Annotated in this window: 18 protein-coding genes; 13 read left to right on the forward strand and 5 right to left on the reverse strand. The window is 72.3% G+C overall.

Going from position 1 to position 17,701, the window contains the following annotated elements; translation table 11 throughout:
- The first annotated feature begins 74 nt into the window (after positions 1-74).
- Both AL2_RS18400 and AL2_RS18405 read left to right on the forward strand, forming a co-directional pair.
- Positions 75-866 carry an acetate uptake transporter family protein gene (locus tag AL2_RS18400; RefSeq protein ID WP_067635106.1) on the forward strand — a complete coding sequence of 264 codons (792 nt, stop codon included), beginning with the start codon at positions 75-77 and terminating at the stop codon, positions 864-866.
- A 79-nt stretch (positions 867-945) separates the two neighbouring features.
- Positions 946-1,146, forward strand: coding sequence for a hypothetical protein (locus AL2_RS18405; RefSeq protein ID WP_067635107.1), 201 nt, complete (start codon positions 946-948; stop codon positions 1,144-1,146).
- 42 nt (positions 1,147-1,188) lie between these two features.
- On the opposite strand, the gene AL2_RS18410 is transcribed toward AL2_RS18405, so the two are convergent.
- On the reverse strand, positions 1,189-2,394 hold the full coding sequence (locus tag AL2_RS18410) for a PucR family transcriptional regulator (protein ID WP_245666719.1): 1,206 nt from the start codon (positions 2,392-2,394) through the stop codon (positions 1,189-1,191).
- A gap of 96 nt (positions 2,395-2,490) precedes the next feature.
- Here AL2_RS18410 and AL2_RS18415 point away from each other — a divergent pair, with 96 nt between their 5' ends.
- From AL2_RS18415 to AL2_RS18425, 3 genes are all read left to right on the forward strand, one after another.
- Complete coding sequence (locus AL2_RS18415; protein ID WP_245666720.1) at positions 2,491-3,336, forward strand: SGNH/GDSL hydrolase family protein; 846 nt, start codon at positions 2,491-2,493, stop codon at positions 3,334-3,336.
- A gap of 10 nt (positions 3,337-3,346) precedes the next feature.
- Positions 3,347-4,159 carry a maleylpyruvate isomerase family mycothiol-dependent enzyme gene (locus AL2_RS18420; protein ID WP_067635109.1) on the forward strand — a complete coding sequence of 271 codons (813 nt, stop codon included), beginning with the start codon at positions 3,347-3,349 and terminating at the stop codon, positions 4,157-4,159.
- A gap of 105 nt (positions 4,160-4,264) precedes the next feature.
- On the forward strand, positions 4,265-5,119 hold the full coding sequence (locus AL2_RS18425) for an MHYT domain-containing protein (protein ID WP_067635110.1): 855 nt from the start codon (positions 4,265-4,267) through the stop codon (positions 5,117-5,119).
- A 49-nt stretch (positions 5,120-5,168) separates the two neighbouring features.
- On the opposite strand, the gene AL2_RS18430 is transcribed toward AL2_RS18425, so the two are convergent.
- Complete coding sequence (locus tag AL2_RS18430; protein WP_067635111.1) at positions 5,169-5,660, reverse strand: nuclear transport factor 2 family protein; 492 nt, start codon at positions 5,658-5,660, stop codon at positions 5,169-5,171.
- Complete coding sequence (locus AL2_RS18435) at positions 5,657-6,529, reverse strand: TIGR03619 family F420-dependent LLM class oxidoreductase (protein WP_067635112.1); 873 nt, start codon at positions 6,527-6,529, stop codon at positions 5,657-5,659. The genes AL2_RS18430 and AL2_RS18435 overlap by 4 nt, the downstream gene beginning before the upstream one ends.
- Before the next feature lie 178 nt (positions 6,530-6,707).
- On the opposite strand from AL2_RS18435, the gene AL2_RS18440 reads away from it, so the two are divergent.
- On the forward strand, positions 6,708-7,637 hold the full coding sequence (locus AL2_RS18440) for an IclR family transcriptional regulator (RefSeq protein WP_245666721.1): 930 nt from the start codon (positions 6,708-6,710) through the stop codon (positions 7,635-7,637).
- Positions 7,638-7,663: 26 nt separating this feature from the next.
- Here the strand turns inward: AL2_RS18440 and AL2_RS18445 are convergent, their stop codons facing one another.
- Complete coding sequence (locus AL2_RS18445; RefSeq protein ID WP_067635113.1) at positions 7,664-8,278, reverse strand: flavin reductase family protein; 615 nt, start codon at positions 8,276-8,278, stop codon at positions 7,664-7,666.
- Between the two features lie 320 nt (positions 8,279-8,598).
- Here AL2_RS18445 and AL2_RS18450 point away from each other — a divergent pair, with 320 nt between their 5' ends.
- From AL2_RS18450 to AL2_RS18465, 4 genes are read left to right on the forward strand one after another with little or no spacing between them, the layout of a single operon-like run.
- On the forward strand, positions 8,599-9,468 hold the full coding sequence (locus AL2_RS18450) for an alpha/beta fold hydrolase (protein WP_067635114.1): 870 nt from the start codon (positions 8,599-8,601) through the stop codon (positions 9,466-9,468).
- Positions 9,465-11,138: an FAD-binding protein gene (locus AL2_RS18455; RefSeq protein ID WP_067635115.1), complete on the forward strand. Its 1,674-nt coding sequence runs from the start codon at positions 9,465-9,467 to the stop codon at positions 11,136-11,138. Before AL2_RS18450 ends, AL2_RS18455 begins: the two co-directional genes overlap by 4 nt.
- Entirely contained in the window at positions 11,135-12,148 is a 1,014-nt protein-coding gene (locus AL2_RS18460; protein ID WP_067635116.1) for a ferredoxin--NADP reductase, read from the forward strand. The genes AL2_RS18455 and AL2_RS18460 overlap by 4 nt, the downstream gene beginning before the upstream one ends.
- Positions 12,149-12,170: 22 nt before the next feature.
- The gene (locus AL2_RS18465; RefSeq protein ID WP_067635117.1) at positions 12,171-13,355 is read left to right on the forward strand and encodes an acyl-CoA dehydrogenase family protein; all 1,185 of its coding nucleotides are present in this window, start codon (positions 12,171-12,173) and stop codon (positions 13,353-13,355) included.
- 87 nt (positions 13,356-13,442) lie between these two features.
- Here the strand turns inward: AL2_RS18465 and AL2_RS18470 are convergent, their stop codons facing one another.
- Entirely contained in the window at positions 13,443-14,279 is an 837-nt protein-coding gene (locus AL2_RS18470) for an SDR family NAD(P)-dependent oxidoreductase (protein WP_067635118.1), read from the reverse strand.
- A 143-nt stretch (positions 14,280-14,422) separates the two neighbouring features.
- Here AL2_RS18470 and AL2_RS18475 point away from each other — a divergent pair, with 143 nt between their 5' ends.
- The 3 genes from AL2_RS18475 to AL2_RS18485 are packed head-to-tail and all read left to right on the forward strand — an operon-like array spanning position 14,423 to position 17,693.
- Positions 14,423-15,334, forward strand: a complete 912-nt coding sequence (locus AL2_RS18475) for a VOC family protein (protein WP_067635119.1) — start codon at positions 14,423-14,425, stop codon at positions 15,332-15,334.
- A gap of 5 nt (positions 15,335-15,339) precedes the next feature.
- The gene (locus AL2_RS18480) at positions 15,340-16,815 is read left to right on the forward strand and encodes an FAD-dependent oxidoreductase (protein ID WP_067635120.1); all 1,476 of its coding nucleotides are present in this window, start codon (positions 15,340-15,342) and stop codon (positions 16,813-16,815) included.
- The gene (locus AL2_RS18485) at positions 16,812-17,693 is read left to right on the forward strand and encodes an LLM class F420-dependent oxidoreductase (RefSeq protein ID WP_067635121.1); all 882 of its coding nucleotides are present in this window, start codon (positions 16,812-16,814) and stop codon (positions 17,691-17,693) included. Before AL2_RS18480 ends, AL2_RS18485 begins: the two co-directional genes overlap by 4 nt.
- The last annotated feature ends 8 nt before the right edge of the window (positions 17,694-17,701 follow it).

A 17,701-nucleotide genomic window follows, 5' to 3' on the forward strand; every position in this document is an offset into this window, starting at 1 on the left:
TAGGAGGGATTTACAGCTCTCCGATTCCAGAGGGGGATCTCATGGCAAGGCGAAGAGAGCGAGGGGAATCGCCGATGCCCGGCGAGCGCGCCGCAGCCGCGACGCCCGCCGAGGGCGCCGCCACGGCCGCGCCGCGCCGAGGCGCCAATGAGCCCGGCGAGCACGCGATCTGGGAGGACCGCACGCGGGTCTTCCTGCAGCCCATCGCGGCACCGTCCATCCTCGGGCTGTTCGGGTTCGCGGGCGCGACCATGATGGTCGGCGCATGGCAGGCCGGCTGGTACGGCACCGCCGCGACCCCACTGATCCTTTGGCCGTTCGTGCTGTTCTTCGGCGGCCTCGCCCAGCTGCTGGCGGGCATGTGGGCCTACCGGGCCCGCGACGGCCTCGCCACCGCGGTCCACGGCACCTGGGGGGCGTTCTGGCTCGGCTGGGGCACGCTCTTCCTGCTGATCAGCGCGGGCGCGGCACCGCTGGCGCTGGCGCCGGTCCTCGGCGGCGTGGAGCAGGGCTTCGGCTTCTGGTTCATCGCGCTGGCGGCCATCACGGGGTTGTGCGCGCTGGCGGCGCTCGGCGAGAACATCGTGCTGGCGCTGCTGCTGGCCTGCCTCGCCGTGGGCGCTGGTTTCACGGCCGCCGGATTCTGGGCCGGGTCCACCTGGCCGCTGGACATCGGCGGCTGGCTGTTCGTCGCCTCCGCGGCGGTCGCCCTGTACGCGGCGGCCGCGATGATGATGGAGAACACCTTCGGGCGGACCATCCTGCCCACCGGCAAGTACCGCGCGGCCGGCAACATCCCGGGTGGCCGCGGCATGCGGCCGCTGGAGTACAAGCACGGCGAGCCGGGGGTGAAGATCGGACAGTGATCTCCGGCGTTTCACCTTGACATTCCCGTTGCCTTATCCTTAGCCGATCCATGAGGTTCGGCTTGGAGGGGGAGCGGGAATGTCATTGGCGGTCCGGAGGACGTGGCGGCGCCTCGTCCAGACCTACACGGCGCTCTGCGCGCGTGACGACGGGGCTGAGCACGGCGTGACCATTCCGGACGGCATCTGGGCGTGTGTGCGCTGCCACCAGGCGCACCTCGAACTGTCCTCGCTCCAGCACCACCTCCGTACCGAGCACCCCGGCGCGACCGCCGGCTGAGCCCCCCACCCACACCGAGCGCGGAGCGCAGGGGTCACCGCACTACGGGAGGGCGCGGCGCGCTATCAGCGCCGCGTTCAGCAGCTGCAGGTGGCTCGGCCGGGCCGGATCGAGCCCGGTCAGCGCGCTGATGCGGCGGACGCGGTAGGCCACCGTGTTCGGGTGGACGTGCAGTGCCGCGCCCGTCGTCCGCCGATCCAGGTCGCAGGCCAGGTAGCGCTCCAGCGTGCGGAGCAGTTCGGGCTTGCGGTCGAGCGGCGCCAGCAGGGCGGCGAGCCCGGCGAGCGCGCCGCTCGGCCGGCTGAGCTGGTAGTCCAGCAGGACGTCCGCGAGCCGGTACAGGCCGGGCGGGCGGCCCGCCCGGCGGACCAGGTCCATGATCTCGGCGGTCTGCGCGACCGCGGCGGGGATCCCGGCGGGCGCGGCGATCTCCGCCGCCGCCGTGACCGGGATGTCGGCGGACTTCGCGGCCCGCGCCACCAGGTCGGCCAGGACGTCCCAGCCGGCCGAGAAGGGCAGCAGGGCGGTTCCGCCGGAGGCGTCCAGGGCGGTGAGGGCGGGCTCGTCGGCGACCTCGTCCAGCACGGTCCGGATCCGCCGGATCTTGCGCCGGGCCGCGATCCGGGCGCGCTGACCCGCGCCGGCCTCGTCGGGATGCGGGGCGAACGCCAGTGTCAGCACCGCGTACCGGGGCGCCGGGCGGTGCGCGGCCGTCTCCCCGGCCAGCAGCGCGGTCATCAGGGCGTGCCGGCCGCCGTGCTCCTGGCTGTCGAGGATCTGCCGCACCTCCAGGTAGGCGGCGCTGACCGCCGAGACCAGCAGCCGCTGGAAGTCCAGGAAGTAGCCGAGCGCCTCCTGGAAGGCGGGCAGGTCGGCCGGCTCCGCGCCGGCGGTCAGCTCGTCCCACGCCATCGCCGCGCCGATCTGGTACGCGGTGAGGATCGCGTCGAGCGGCACGCCCTCCTCGGCCCGCAGCGCCGCCGAGTCGCGCTGGCTGCCGAACTCGTCCGGCCGGGCGGGGCGGCGCCGCTCCAGCACGTCCGCGAACTGCCGGAGGCTGTGCTGGACGATTCCGGCGATATCCCCGGCGACCTCCTCCTGCGGCAGCTCCGCGTACACGGGCAGCTCGGCGAGCAGCCGCGCGACCACGCGCCGGGTCAGCCGTGGAGCGCGGGCCCGCAGATGGGCCGCCATCGGCCGTCCCGCCATGCGCAGTGCCCGGCCGCCGCCCTTGTTGTCCCGCGTCACAACCGCTCCCGCAAGAGTCTGTTTTCACGCCAATTGAACGGTGTGTCCAGATTCTGGACGATCACGGCGACATCGTCCATGACGCCGGGAGTTGGCATGAAGCGTCTGTTGCACGGCATGGTCGGCGCACTCGTCCTCGCGGGAACGGCTCTGGCCGCGGCCCCCGCCCACGCGGCGACGGTGGAGTACGTCGCCCTCGGCGACTCGATGGCCTCCGGGCCGCTCATCCCCGACATCACCGGCCCGATCGGATGCGGGCGCTCCACCAACAACTACGCCCACGAACTCGCCGACGCGCTCAACGCCGACCTGCACGACGTCACCTGCAGCGGCGCCCGGACCAAGCACATGACCGAACCGCAGAGCACCAGCGTCGCCGGCGTCGACACCGGCACGGTCCCGCCCCAGTTCGACGCCCTCACCGCGTCCACCACCCTCGTCACGCTCACCATCGGCGGCAACGACGTCGGGCTCGTCGGCATCGCCGAAGACTGCATCAACCTCGACCCCACCGCCACCCCCTGCAAGGGCGAGTTCGAGACCGAGGTCGCCCAGAAGACCGCCGACCTCGGCCCGCGCCTCAGCGCCGTCCTGGACGGTATCCGCGCCCGTTCCCCGAAGGCGCACGTCGTCGTGACCGGATACGGCCTCTACATCAAGAGGAACGGCTGCTGGCCCATCCAGCCCGTCCTGCCGACCGACGCCAACTTCCTGCAGGGCGCCGTCAACGCCATGAACGGCGTCATCCGCGACCAGGCGGCCGCGCACGGCGCCACCTACGTCGACCTCGTCACCCCGTCCGCCGGCCACGATGCCTGCCAGTCGTCGTCCAAGCGATGGATCGAGGGCTACGTCCCCGTCAACCCGGCCGCACCCCTGCACCCGAACGCCCGCGGCGAGGCCGCCTACGCCGACATCATCGGCAACGTGCTCGGAGCGTAGGCTCCGGGGGATGAACGAGGAGATGCGCGCCAACACCGCCGCCTACGAGCAGACGGTCCGTTCGACCCTCGCGCTCGCCGGCACGCTCACCGGCGACGACTGGGACCGTCCGACCGAATGCCCCGGCTGGACGGTCAAGGACCAGCTGTCCCACCTGGTGGGCATCGAGCTCCAGCTCCTCGGCGAACCCTCCCCCGACGTCGACGTCCCCGATTTCCAGTACCTCCGCAACGATTTCGGCCGGGCTCTGGAGGCGGCGGTGCACGCGCGCCGCCCCCTCCCGGGCCCGGCCGTGGCGGCGGAGCTCGCGGACGCCCTGGAGCGCCGCCTCGTCCAGCTCCCCACCCTGGACCCCGACCGCGTCGTCACCATGCCGGACGGCAGGGACGGCCCCTACTCCCGCCTGATGATGGTCCGCGCCATGGACTGCTGGACGCACGAGCAGGACGTCCGCCGCGCCGTCGACCGTCCGGGCAACCTGGACGCGCCGGCGGCGCACTGCTTCTGGAACCTGTTCAGCCCCGCCCTGCCCCTCATCGTCGCCCGCCGTGCGAAGGCCGCCCCCGGCGATTCCGTGGCCTTCACGATCACCGGCCCGCCCGACTTCCAGGCGGCAGTCACGGTGGACGAGAACGGCCGCGGCGCCCCGTCGGCCCCCGCCCCGTCGGCTCCCGGCGACCCCACGTCCGAGCTCGCCATGGACTGGGAGACCTACGTCCGCCTGACCGCCGGCCGCTGCACCCCCGACGCGGTCACCGTCCGCGTCACCGGGGACCGGGACCTGGCCGCCAGGATCCTTGCCGCCATGGCCATCACCCCCTGACGTTCCGCCGATCCGCTTCCCCGCTCACCGGAACCGCGTTCGATTCGTGCTGATCAGCGTGACATGATGCGGCGATCACTTTTTGGACCGTTCCGAGGGGAACATATGGCGGAAGTCCACCACTTCTCCTACGGGCTGCTGACACCGGTGGCCGCGTATCTCATGTCCTTCGTCGGCTCGCTGCTCGGGCTGATGTGCACGGCCCGCGCGCGAGCCTCCAGCGGCCGGTCACGGGCCTCCTGGCTGGGCCTCGCGGCGCTGGCCATCGGCGGCACCGGCATCTGGGTGATGCACTTCATCGCCATGCTCGGCTTTAGCGTGCCGCACGCCGAGATCCGCTACGACGTGCCGCTCACCCTGCTGAGCTGCCTCATCGCGATCGCGGTCGTCGCGATCGGGCTGTTCCTGGTGGGCTTCGCCGGCGCCGGCACGCCGCTGATCATCACCGGCGGGCTGCTCACCGGCGCGGGCGTGGCGAGCATGCACTACATGGGCATGGCGGCCATGAACATGTCCGCAGACGTCGGCTACCAGCCCGCCCTCGTGACGCTGTCGGTGGTGATCGCCCTGGTGGCGGCCACCGCCGCGCTCTGGTTCGCGCTCAAGGTCCGCGGCATGTGGGCGACGGCCGGCGCGGCGCTGATCATGGGCGTCGCCGTGACCGGCATGCACTACACCGGCATGGCCGCCATGCGCGTGCACCTGCACGCCCGCGACGCGGCCCCCACCGGCGCCAAGGCCGTCGACTTCATCCTGCCCCTCGTCGGCGGCGTCGGCGCGGTCGCGACCATCCTGCTGATCGTCATCGCGATGGCGCCGAGCGAGGACGAGATGCGGATCGAGGCCGAACTCCAGGAGCGCCTGGAGGCCCGCCGCGACGGCCGTCCTCCGTCCGCCCCGTCCGGCGCGGCCGACTCCCGCCCGCACGCCGGCGAGTGGTTCGGCGGCAACACCCCCTGACCGCACCGGCCGAACCCGCCCCCGGCGCGGCCTCGGCCTGTCCGGCCGCTCAGCGGTGGCGGGCGGCGTCGGGGAAGTGGGAGGCCAGGAGGTCGGGGGACTCTTCGCGGCCGTCCAGGACCCGGTTGGTGCGGTTCACCGCGCGCCAGCCGCCGGCGGTGCGGCGCAGGCGCCAGTGGTTGGCGGTGGCGCGGCGCAGGGCGAAGCCGTCCCTGTTGACGATCATGAGGGTGTAGCCGACGGCGGTGGCCTCGTCGCCGTCGAGGGTGACGTGCGGAGGCCCGACGAAGTGGGCGCAGCCGCCGGCGATCCAGCGCTGGTGGCTGGACGAGCGGACCATGGCGTCGATCTCGGCCTGGCCGGTCATGAGGATCTCGTCCACGTCGTAGACGCCGTCGGGCTCCCAGAGGGCGGCGACGTCGGCGGCGCAGCCGCTGTCGACGAGGGGGCCGTAGGAGAGGATCAGCCGGGTGATCTCGCGTTCGTCCTCCAGGGCGCGGAGGCGCTCTTCGAGGGCGGCGAGGCGGGATTCGACGGTCACAGCTTCTCCTCGAAGGTCAGGCCGTAGGCCCCGGCCAGGTCGCGCAGGGCCGCCAGTTGCTCGCGGTAGTGCGCGGGGGACGACGACGCGAACCTGACGCCGGCGATCGTGGCGCCCGCGTCGCGGAGCCTGGTGAGGGCCGCGCCCGCGGCCTCGGGGTCGGCCATGGGGTCCAAGGGGCGGGACGGAGCCAGGACCACGTCGAAGCCGGGCGGCACGTCGGCTTCGCTCAGCATCTCGGCGAGGGTCTTCAGCGGGAGGCCGAACGGGACCCAGCCGTCGGCGGTCAGGGCGCGGCGCAGGGAGCGCCCCGAGCGGCCGCCGATCCACAGCGGGACGTGCTCCTGGACGGCGTGCGGCTCCACGACCAGCCCCGAGTAGTCGTAGTGCGGGCCGTGGTATTCGGGGAGGCGCCGCCCGAGGGAGGCCCGAAGGGCGGCGAGGGCGTCGTCGGCGCGCGCGCCGCGGCCGGCGAAGGGGGCGCCGAGCAGGTCGAACTCCTCCTCCAGGCTGCCGACGCCCAGCCCGAGCGTGAGGCGGCCGCCGCTGACCCGGTCGAGCGTCCCGTACCGCTTGGCGATCGCGAGCGGGTGGTGGTAGCCGAGCACGAGGACCTGCGTGGCCAGCCGGATGCGGGACGTCCGGGCGGCGAGGTGGCCGAGGGTGGCGAGCGGGTCCCAGTAGACGCCGCCGCGCTGCTCGGCCGCCTCGGCGGGGACGGCGACGTGCTCGCTGCAGGTGAGGTGGTGGTAGCCGAGCCGGTCGGCCGCCGCGGCGATCGCCGCGATCTCCTCGATCCCCGCGCCGCGCTCCCAGGCGGCGCTGCCGGGCGGCTGCGCCACCACCGGCGTGACGATACCGACACGCATCGTTGCTCCCCTCGTTGGCAGGAAAACGTTCTATCACGGTGTCCTGGACGCCCCGCGCACCGGTTCTCGCATCCTAAACTTCGCTGACCTGGACTTACGTCCCCTCTTCACAGAAGACCAAGCGGTTGCTACATTCCAGGTAACAAGAATTCATTTCAGTCGGGTTCTGGGAGGTGCGATGACCGAGGCGATGATGCGCGGAGCAGCGCCGGAGGCCATGACGGCGGATGCGCTGCGAGCGGCCCGGCGGGAGTCGCCGCCGTCGATGATCGAGCGGATGACGCTCATCCTGGACGCCTTCAACGGGCCGACGGCCCGGCTGACGCTGGAGGACGTCGCGCGCCGCACGCGGCTGCCGCGCTCGACCGCGCACCGGATCCTGGACCAGCTGGTCAAGCAGCGCTGGCTCGCGCACCACTCGTTCGGCTACGGCCTCGGCCAGCGCGCCCTCGGCCTCGGCGGCCAGGACGGCGGGCACGGCAAGATCCGCGAGGCGGCGGCCCCGCTGCTGCACGAGCTGCAGGTCACCACCGGGCTCGTCGCGCACCTCGCCGTGCTGGACGGCGCCGAGGTCCTCTACCTGGACAAGCTCGGCGGGCGGCTCGCCACCTCCGTGCCGTCGCGGGTCGGCGGCCGCGCCCCGGCGCACTGCACGGCGCTCGGCAAGGCGATGCTGGCGTGGCTGGAGCCGGAGCAGGTGGACGCGCTGCTCGGCGAGAACATCAGCCGGTTCACCAGCCGCACCATCGGCGAGCTGGGCACCCTGCACCAGGAACTGCACCGCATCCGGCAGCGCCGCGGCCTGGCGTTCGAGCGCGGCGAGTCGTTCGCCGGCATCGCCTGCGTCGCGGCGGCGATCCGCGGCGACGAGGGCCCGGTCGCGGGCATCTCCCTGGCCGGCGACATCCGGACACCGCTGGAGAACGTCGCGCCGCTGGTGGTCACCGCGGCCCGCGAGACCGCGCAGATCCTCTTCCCCGGCTCGGCGGCCGGGACCGCGCGCCCGCGTGCCCGCCGCGGCGTCCACCGGGCGGGCGAGGAGTCGACATGGTCGCCGGAGACGATGAACCGGCTGCTCGCCGTGGACGGACGCGGCACCTGGATGTGAGGCCGCACCCGCGCGGGGGCGGGGCGTCAGCCCCAGCCCCACCGGTCCCCGAGCCCCCACGGGTCGGGGGCGATCGGCGCGTCGGGCTCGCCCACGCCGAACCGGCTGCGGAAGAACACCATCGGACGCCGCCACACGCCGTTCCGGTTGTCGTGCCGCTCCACGTCCAGGACCCGCCCGATCACCACCTCGTGGTCGCCGGCCTCGTGCACGCCGTGGACGACGGCGTGCACGGCGAGCAGGACGTCCGGCAGCCTGGGGGTGCCCCACTCGGACACGTCCCAGTCCAGGCCCTCGAACTTCGTGCCCCGGCTGGAGCCGAAGCGCTCGCACAGCTCCCGCTGCTCCTCGCCGAGCACGTTGACGCAGAACCGCCCCGCCGTGCGGATCCGCGGCCACGACCGGCCGCGCTTGTCCGCGCAGAACAGGATCAGCGGCGGCTCCAGCGACACCGACGCGAACGACTGGCAGGCGAAGCCGACCGGCTCGCCGCCGTCGAGGGCGGTGACCACGGTGACCCCGGTGGCGAACTCCGCCATCGCCTTCCGGAACTCCACGGGGTCGGGCGCGGCGGCGTCGGACGCGGCGGCGCCGGACGGTGTGCGGCCGGTGTCTGCGGTGAGCGCTGGCTCGGCTGGCATCTGTTCACCTCGGGGCTGGGTGCGGGACGCGGTGGTCGACGTCCAGGTTCAACAACAACATCTCCGACAACAATGCCCAATAAGCGGCAAGGTCCAATAAGCAGGGTGGGCGCGTCGCCGGTCAAGTGGCCGGTGAGCCTGAAACGTAGGCATGCCCCCGCGGGCCGGCGCGTACCGATCCCGTTGAGTGGAAGCGCGTGCCGAACCGGCCCCGGGAGGCCCCGGCGAGACCCGCGTCCCGCTGATCGGGATCCATCGGGTTACCTTGCCCCGACCGGAATTACGTTCCCGTCAAGCCACCGTCGAAGGACTGGGAGATCATGCCTGCGGAGCTGACCTACGAGTCGACGTTGCGCGAGCTCGCCACCGACCGGGGCGTCCTGCGCTACCACGAGGCAGGAGAGGGCCCGCCCCTGCTGATGCTGCACGGGTCCGGCCCCGGCGTGACCGGCTGGCGGAACTACCGCGGCAACCTCGCCCGGTTCGCCGAGCGCTTCCGGTGCCTGGTCCTGGAGTTCCCCGGGTTCGGGGTCAGCGACCCGACGGACGAGCACCCCATGATGGCGGCCGGCGGCGCCGTGATCCGCTTCCTGGACGGCCTGAACCTCGACCGGGTCGACGTGATCGGCAACTCGATGGGCGGCATCATCGCCACCCAGGTCGCGCTCGGGCACCCCGACCGCATCGGCCGCCTGGTCACGATCGGCGGCATCGGCCGGAACGTCTTCAGCCCCGCGCCCGGCGAGGGCATCAAGCTGCTGGCGGAGTTCACCGACGACCCGACCCGCGAGGGCCTGGTCCGGTGGCTGAACTCGATGGTCTACAACCCGAAGGTCGTGACGGAGGAGCTGATCGAGGAGCGCTGGCAGCAGGCCACCGACCCCGACACGCTCGCCGCCGCCCGCCGCATGTACGGGTCGAAGGCGATGGCGGCCCGCGCGAAGGCGATGGCCGCGTCCGACGAGCCGCCCTACTGGGCGATGCTCCACAAGCTCAAGGCCAAGACCCTCATCACGTGGGGACGGGACGACCGCGTCAGCCCCGTCGACATGGCGCTGATCCCGATGCGGACGATCCCGGACGTCCAGGTCGACATCTTCCCGAACTGCGGGCACTGGGTGATGATCGAACAGAAGGCCGCCTGGGAGAGCGCCGTCCTCGCCTTCCTGACCACCGAGGAGCAGGGATGAGCGACGCCGCCCCGGAATGGGACCACGAGTACGACCTCGTCATCGTCGGCAGCGGCGGCGGCGGCATGGCGGCCGGGCTGACCGCGCACGACGCCGGCATGTCCGCCCTGATCGTCGAGAAGGGCAAGCGGTTCGGCGGCTCCACCGCCGTCTCCGGCGGCGGCATCTGGATCCCGAACAACCCGACGCTGAAGGCGCGCGGCCACGACGACAGCCGCGAGTCGATCCGCCGGTACCTCGACCGGCTGACCGAGGGCCGCGTCCCGGCGGCGCGCCTGGACGCGTTCGTCGACAACGGCCCCGCCGCGATGGAGCTCATCGGCAAGAGCAAGTGGATGCAGTTCTTCTGGACGAAGGGCTACGCCGACTACCACCCCGAGTACGAGGGCGGCCGTCCGCTCGGCCGGTCCATCGAGGCCAAGCCGTTCGACACCCGCAAGCTCGGCGAGGACGAGAAGTTCCAGCGGCCCAACAGCATGAAGGGCCCGCTCGGCCTGTGGATCACCGCGAAGGACTACCACGACCTCGCGATGGCCAAGCGCACCTGGGCGGGCCGGCGCGCGTCGCTGGTCGCGGCGTGGCGCGTGTCGTCCAACATGGTCCGCCGCCGCCACATGGCGACGGGCGGCCGCGCGCTCGCCGCCCGGCTGCGGATGGCGCTGAAGGACGCCGGCGTCCCGCTCTGGCTGAAGACGACCATGACCGAGCTGGTCACCGACGAGGACGGCCGCGTCACCGGGATCGTCGCGAAGCGCGACGGCGAGACGGTGCGGATCCGCGGCCGCAAGGGCGTCCTGCTCGCGACGGGCGGTTTCGACCACAACCAGGAGATGCGCGACACGTACTTGCCGAAGGGCGGCCAGGAGGACTTCGCGATGGGCGCCCGCGAGCTCACCGGCGACGGCATTCGCGCCGGTGAGAGCCTCGGCGCCGCGCTCGACCTGATGGACGACGCCTGGTGGATGCCGGCCGTCCGGCACCCGGCGGGCGCGGTCATCCCGCTGCTGTCGGAGCGGTGCATCCCGCGGTCGGTGATCGTGTCGCAGGACGGCAAGCGGTTCACCAACGAGTCGGCCCCCTACGTCAACTTCGTCCACGACCAGCTCGAAGGCGGCCACGTCCCGTGCTGGTTCGTGATGGACGCGAAGGCACGCGCCCGCTACCCGTTCGCGCAGATCCTGCCGGGCGCGCCGATCCCGAAGGCGTTCTACGACGCGGGCATCGCGTTCAAGGCGGACTCGCTCGCCGAACTGGCCGGGAAGATCGATGTACCGGCGGCGGCGCTGAGCGAGACCGTCCAGACGTTCAACGGGTACGCCCGCGCGGGCAAGGACCCCGAGTTCGGCCGCGGCGACTCCGCCTACGACCGCTACTACGGCGACCCCAACCTGGAGAACCCGAACCTGGACGTCATCGAGGGCGGCCCGTACTACGCGTTCCGGATGGAGGTCGGCGACCTCGGCACCAAGGGCGGCCTGGTCTCGGACGAGCACGCCCGCGTCCTGCGCGAGGACGGCACGGTCATCGACGGCCTGTACGTGACGGGCAACTCGTCGTCCTCGGTGATGGGCAACGAGTACGCGGGGCCGGGCGCGACGATCGGCCCGTCCATCGTGTTCGGCTACATCGCGGCGCGGCACGCCGCTGGGAAGGCCGCGGAACGGTCATGACGGCTCTGAAGGCGCGGGTGGTGGAGGTCGTCCAGGAGACGGCCGACGCGCACTCGCTCGTCCTCGAACCCGCCGAGGGGGACCGGGACCGGTTCGGCTACCGGCCCGGCCAGTTCCTCACGGTCCGGGTCCCGGCCGGGGACGGCTGGGCGGCGCGCTGCTACTCGCTGTGCAGCTCCCCGCTCACCGACGACCGGCTGAAGGTCACGGTCAAGCGGGTCGCGGGCGGTCTCGGGTCCAACTGGATCTGCGACAACGTCACGGCCGGCGACACGCTGGAGGTGCTCCGCCCGGCGGGCACGTTCACGCCGTCCTCCCTGGACGAGGACCTGCTGCTCGTCGCGGGCGGCAGCGGCATCACCCCGGTGATGTCGATCCTGAAGTCGTGCCTGGCGGGCGGGAGCGGCAAGGTGGCGCTGCTCTACGCGAACCGGGACGAACGGTCGGTCATCTTCGCGGCCGAGCTGCGGGCGCTGACCGAGGCGCACCCCGGACGGCTCACGGTCGTCCACATCCTGGAGTCGGTGCAGGGGCTGCCGACGCCCGCCGTCCTGCGGTCCCTGGCCGGACCGTACACCGGTCGGCAGGCGTTCGTGTGCGGGCCGGAGATCTTCATGGACCTGGCCACCGCCACGTTCACCGATCTCGGCATGCGCGTCCACGTCGAGCGCTTCTTCTCGCTGGAGGGCGACCCGTTCGAGGAGCCCGAGGAGGCCCCCGCGGACACCGGGGACGCCGGCGAGATCGAGGTCGAGATGGACGGCGAGACGCGCACCGTCCCGTGGCCCAAGTCCGAGCGGCTCCTCGACGCGCTGCTGCGCGCCGGCGTCGACGCCCCGTTCTCCTGCCGGGAGGGCAACTGCTCGGCCTGCGCCTGCGTGAAGCTGGAGGGCGAGGTCACTCTCGACGCCAACTCGGTCCTCGACGAGCAGGATCTCGCCGACGGCCTCATCCTCGCCTGTCAGGCGAGGCCGGTCACCGACCGGCTGAAGATCACCTACGACGGCTGAAACACATCACGGGAGACAGGCGATGGCGAACCGCGTGCTTGACACGATCATGGAGAGGGCGGAGCAGATCCGCGAGCTCGGCCCGGCCAACGAGGCCCTCGGCCGGCTGGACGACAAGGCGGCGTCGATCCTGCGGGAGGCCGGCGCGATCCGGCTGCTCCAGCCGAAGGAGTACGGCGGCCTCGAGGTCCACCCCCGCGAGTTCGCCGAGACCGTGATGGGCGTCGCCTCCCTGGACGGCTCCACCGGCTGGATCGCCGGCATCGTCGGCGTCCACCCGTGGGAGATGGCCTACGCCGACCCGAAGGTCCGCGAGGAGATCTGGGGCGAGGACCCCGACACGTGGATCGCGTCCCCGTACGCGCCGATGGGCATCGCCCGCCCGGTCGACGGCGGCTACGTCTTCAACGGCCGCTGGCAGTTCTCCTCCGGCACCGACCACTGCGACTGGATCTTCCTCGGCGGGATGCTCGGCGACGACGAGGGCAAGATGGCGATGCCGCCGCGGTCGCTGCACCTCATCCTGCCCCGCTCCGACTACGAGATCGTCGAGGACTCGTGGGACGTCGCCGGGCTCAGGGGCACCGGCAGCAAGGACATCATCGTCAAGGACGCCTTCGTCCCGGCCTACCGCACCCTGGAGTACACCAAGGTCGTGGACGGCTCCGCGCCGCGCGAGGCCGGGCTGACCAACCCGTCCTACCTGATGCCGTTCTCCTGCGTGTTCCCGCTCGGCATCACCTCCGCGGTGATCGGCATCGCCGAGGGCGCGCTGCACCACCACCTGGCCTACCAGCGCAACCGCGTCCAGATCACCGGCACCAAGATCAAGGACGACCCGTACGTGCTGTACGCGATCAGCGAGGCCGCCGAGGAGATCAAGGCGTCCCGGACCGCGCTGCTCGACAACTGCTCGCGCATGTACGACATGGTCGCCGCCGGGCACGTCCCGACGTTCGCCGAACGCGCCGCCGGCCGCCGCACCCAGGTGCGCGCCGCGTGGCGGGCGGTGCAGGCGATGAACGAGATCGTGGTCCGGTCGGGCGGCAACGCGATGCGGAACGACAACCCCATCCAGCGCTTCTGGCGCGACGCCCACGTCGGCCTGGCCCACGCGATCCACGTGCCCGGCTCGGTCTACCACGTGAGCGCCCTGACAGACCTGGACATAGAGCCCCCCCAGGGCCCGATGCGCTCCATGATCTGACCGGCGAGCCTCGTTCACCTGCGGCGTGTTGTCGTTAAGAGCGCCCTCTTAACGACAACACGCCGCAGGTCAACGGAGCAGGGACCGTCAATGGAGCAGGGACAGGTCTTCGACGAGTTTGGGCGTCCAGATCACCCTGCCGAGGAAGCCCTCGGCCTCCGGGTTCGTGACAAGCCAGACGACGGCGGCGCCCGGAGCCTCCTCGGGCGTCGCCTCGAAGCCCTTGTCCTTGAGGGAGTCGAGACCGCCGCGCGCGGCGCCCGCCTCCGTGACCACGAAACCGGGGTCGAGGTTGAACGCGCGGACGCCGCGCTCCCGGTACTCGGCGTTGATCGCGCCGGCGAGCCGCCCGAACGCCGCCTTGGACGCCGAGTACGCCACCCCCCAGCCGCCCTCGCCGGGCGGTCCGGGCGGGTCGCTGGTCGCCGACCCAGAGCACAGGTTCACGATCGTCCCGCCGCCCTGGCCGAGCATCGCCGGGAGGACGGCCTGGAGCAGGACGATCTGGTGCAGATAGTTGCCGGTGACGGTCTGCTCGGCGACGTCGACGTCCAGGTCGAGGAACCGCTCGTGGGTGCCCGCGATGTGCGCGACCGCGTTGTTGACCAGGACGTCGATGCGGCCCCAGGCGTCCAGCACGGCCCGCGCGGCGGCCCGGACGCTCGCCCGGTCCAGCAGGTCCATCCGGACGGGCAGCGCCCGCGCGCCGAGCGCCTCGATCTCCGCCGTCGTCCGCGCCAGGCTGCCGGGGACGGGGATGGCGCCGCCCGTGCCGTGCCGCGGCGGTATCCGGCCCTCGCCCTCTTCGACGGTCCGCGCGGTGAACGCGACGTCGTGCCCGGCGGCGGCCAGCGCGAGCGCCGTCCGCCGGCCGATTCCCCGGCTCGCCCCGGTCACCAGCGCGACCGGTCTCGTTGCTGTCATCCCACGATCCTCGCCGGTCGTCCGGCCGGGGCCGCCGCGCGACTCTCACTCAGCGGGAAGGTCCGGGCGGCCGACCACGCGGTTTGGCAGGTTGAGCATGGACCGCCGCTGCGCGGGCCGCGAAATCGAAGGGATCCAGGACAGTGACGCAGATCCGAGGGCTGGGTTATCTCAAGGTCCAGACCCAGCACATCGACCGCTGGCGCGAGTTCGCCCTCGACGGGCTCGGATTCGCCGAGGGCAGCGGCCCGAACCCCGACGGCCTGTACCTGCGCATGGACGAGCGCCGGTCACGCCTCCAGTTGGTGCCCGGCGACTCCGACAAGGTGCTGGCCGTGGGCTGGGAGGTCCGCGACCAGTTCGCGCTGGCCGCCGTCCGCGAGGCCGTCGAGAAGTCCGGGACGGCCGTCACGGCGCTGACCGCCAAGGAGGCGGCGGAACGCGACGCCGAGGAGGTCATCGCGTTCACCGACCCGGGCGGCACCCCCGTCGAGGTGTTCTTCGGCCCGGTGCTCGACCACAGCCCCGTCCGCACCGGCTTCGCGCAGAAGTTCGTCACCGGCGCGATGGGCATGGGCCACGTCGTGCTGCCCACCCCGAACTTCGCCGCGAACATCGCCTTCTACAACGAGGTGCTCGGCTTCCTGCCGCGCGGCGCGATGAAGGTCGGCGGCGGCGCGGTCCGCATCCGCTTCATGGGCGTCAACCAGCGGCACCACAGCCTCGCGGTCTGCCCGGCGCCGCACGACGGCGCCCCCGGCCTCGTCCACCTGATGGTGGAGGTCGACAGCCTCGACGCGGTCGGCATCGCGCTCGACACCGTCAAGGGGAAGGGCTTCTCGATCTCGTCGACGCTGGGCCGGCACACCAACGACAAGATGGTGTCGTTCTACGTCCGGGCGCCCGGCGGGTGGGACATCGAGTACGGCTGCGAGGGCATGCTCGTGGACGAGACGTACTACACCGCCGAGGAGATCACGAAGGACAGCTACTGGGGCCACGACTGGTCGGGGTCGGAGCCGCTGGCCGCGTTCGTGCCGCCCGCGAAGGGCTGACGCCGATGGCGAAGGCTTCGGTGGAGCCGGTCGCCGCCGCGGAGGTGGAGTTCGACCACGAGTGCGACGTGCTGGTGGTCGGCTTCGGAGCGGCCGGTGCCGCCGCGGCTTACGAGGCCGCGGCGGCGGGCGCGGACGTGCTCGTCCTGGAACGGTCGAGCGGCCCCGGCGGGACGTCCGCGCAGTCGGGCGGGGAGCTGTACCTCGGCGGCGGCACGCAGGTGCAGAAGGCGTGCGGTTTCGACGACACGCCGGACGACATGTTCGCCTTCCTCAAGGCGGCGCTCGGCCCGCACGCCGACGAGGAGAAGCTGCGGCTGTACTGCGACGGGAGCGTGGAGCACTTCGAGTGGTTCCGCGCCCGCTGCGTCCCGTTCAAGGAGACCCTGTTCGACGCGCCGGGCTGGATGCCGTACACCGAGGACGGCCTGATGTGGCTCGGTGAGAACGCCTGGCCGTACAACACGATCGCCCGGCCCGCGCCGCGCGGGCACCGCCCGGAGACGCCGATGTTCGCCGGCGGGATCCTGATGGAGAAGCTGATCGCGGCCGTCGCCGAGGCGGGCGCCGTCACCCACCAGGACACCTACGCCACGAACCTCGTCGTGGACGGCGGAGGTGTCGTCGGCGTCGTCGCGCGCAAGTTCTCCGAAACGGTGACCTACCGGGCGCGCAGGGGCGTCATCCTGACGTCCGGCGGGTTCGTCGACAACGAGGAGATGCTCGCCGACCACGCCCCGGTGCTGCTCGGGCACGACAAGGTCAGCGACGGCACCAGCGACGGCTCTGGCATCCGTATGGCGACCGCGGCCGGCGCCGCGACCCGCCGCATGGCGGCGGTGGAGATCGCGCTCACCGCCAACCCCGCCGTCATCTGCCGGGGCATGCTCGTGGACGGACTCGGCCGCCGCTTCATCAACGAGGACGTCTACCCGGGCCTGTTCAGCCACCGGGCCGTCCAGCACCAGCCCGGCCCCTACTGGGCGATCATCGACGAGGCCGGGCACGACGACATCGACGAGGCCGACATGTGGGGCGTCCGGCCCACGCACGCGGCGGAGACCGTCGCGGAGCTGGAGGAGTCCCTCGGCCTGCCGCCCGGTTCGCTGGAGCAGACCGTCGAGACGTACAACCAGTACGCGGAGAAGGGCGAGGACCCCTACTTCCACAAGGACGCCAGGTGGCTGCGTCCGCTGAAGGGGCCGTTCGCGGCGATCGACCCGCGCGACGGGTTCTTCGGCGCGGGCAAGCACGGCGCCGGGACGGGCGCGGGCGGCTTCACGCTCGGCGGCCTCGACACCACCGTGGACGGCGAGGTCCGCAACAACTCGGGTGAGCCGATCCCCGGCTTGTACGCGGCGGGGCGCACGGCCTCCGGCATCCACGGCGAGGGTTACATCAGCGGGACGTCCCTGGGCGACGGCACGTTCTTCGGCCGCCGCGCCGGGCGCGCCGCCGCACTCACGAAAGGTTCTGAATGAAGTACGCCGTCCTGCTCCCCGTGGCGGCGGGCGTCACCGCCGATCCCGCGTGGATCGGCGCGTACGTCCGGCACGCCGAGGCCTGCGGCTTCGAGTCGGTGGGCGCGGTCGAGCACGCGGTGGTGGCGAGCGGCTACTCCAGCGTCTACCCGTACGACGCGTCCGGCCGCATGGAACTCGCCGACGACCTGGACATCCCCGACCCGCTGGACCTGCTCGCGTTCCTCGCGGGGCGGACGTCGCGGATCGGGCTCGCCACCGGCGTGCTCGTCCTCCCGAACCACCACCCGGTGGTGCTGGCCAAGCGGCTCGCCACGATCGACGCCCTGTCGGGCGGACGGCTGCGGCTGGTCGTCGGCATGGGCTGGATGCGCGAGGAGATCGAGGCGTGCGGCGCCGGCTTCGACTCGCGGGGACGGCGCGGCAACGAGCAGCTCGAAGTGCTCCGGAAACTGTGGGCCGACACCGCGCCTTCGGGGGCTTCGCACGACGGGGAGTTCTTCCGGTTCGAGGGGGCGATGAGCTACCCGAAGCCCGTCCAGAAGGGCGGCGTGCCCATTCATGTCGGCGGCCACACGAAGGCCGCCGCGCGCCGCGCCGGCCGCTACGGCGACGGTCTTCAACCGCTGGGCGTCGCGGGGGACGAGCTTCGTTCGCTCGTCGCGCTGATGCGGGAGGAGGCCGAGAAGAACGGCCGCGACCCGGAGGCGCTGGAGCTGACGCTCGGCCATTCGCTGTCGGCGGTCACACCGGAGAAGGCGGAGAAGCTTGCTGGGCTTGGGGCGGGGCGGCTCGTTCTGCGCGGTGCGCCGACTACTGACTTGAACGAGGCGAAGGACGAGCTGTCGGCCTGCGCCGAGCGCCTGGGCCTGGCATGACGCTGGGA

The sequence above is a fragment of the Actinomadura latina NBRC 106108 genome (assembly GCF_001552195.1).
GTDB lineage: Bacteria > Actinomycetota > Actinomycetes > Streptosporangiales > Streptosporangiaceae > Spirillospora > Spirillospora latina.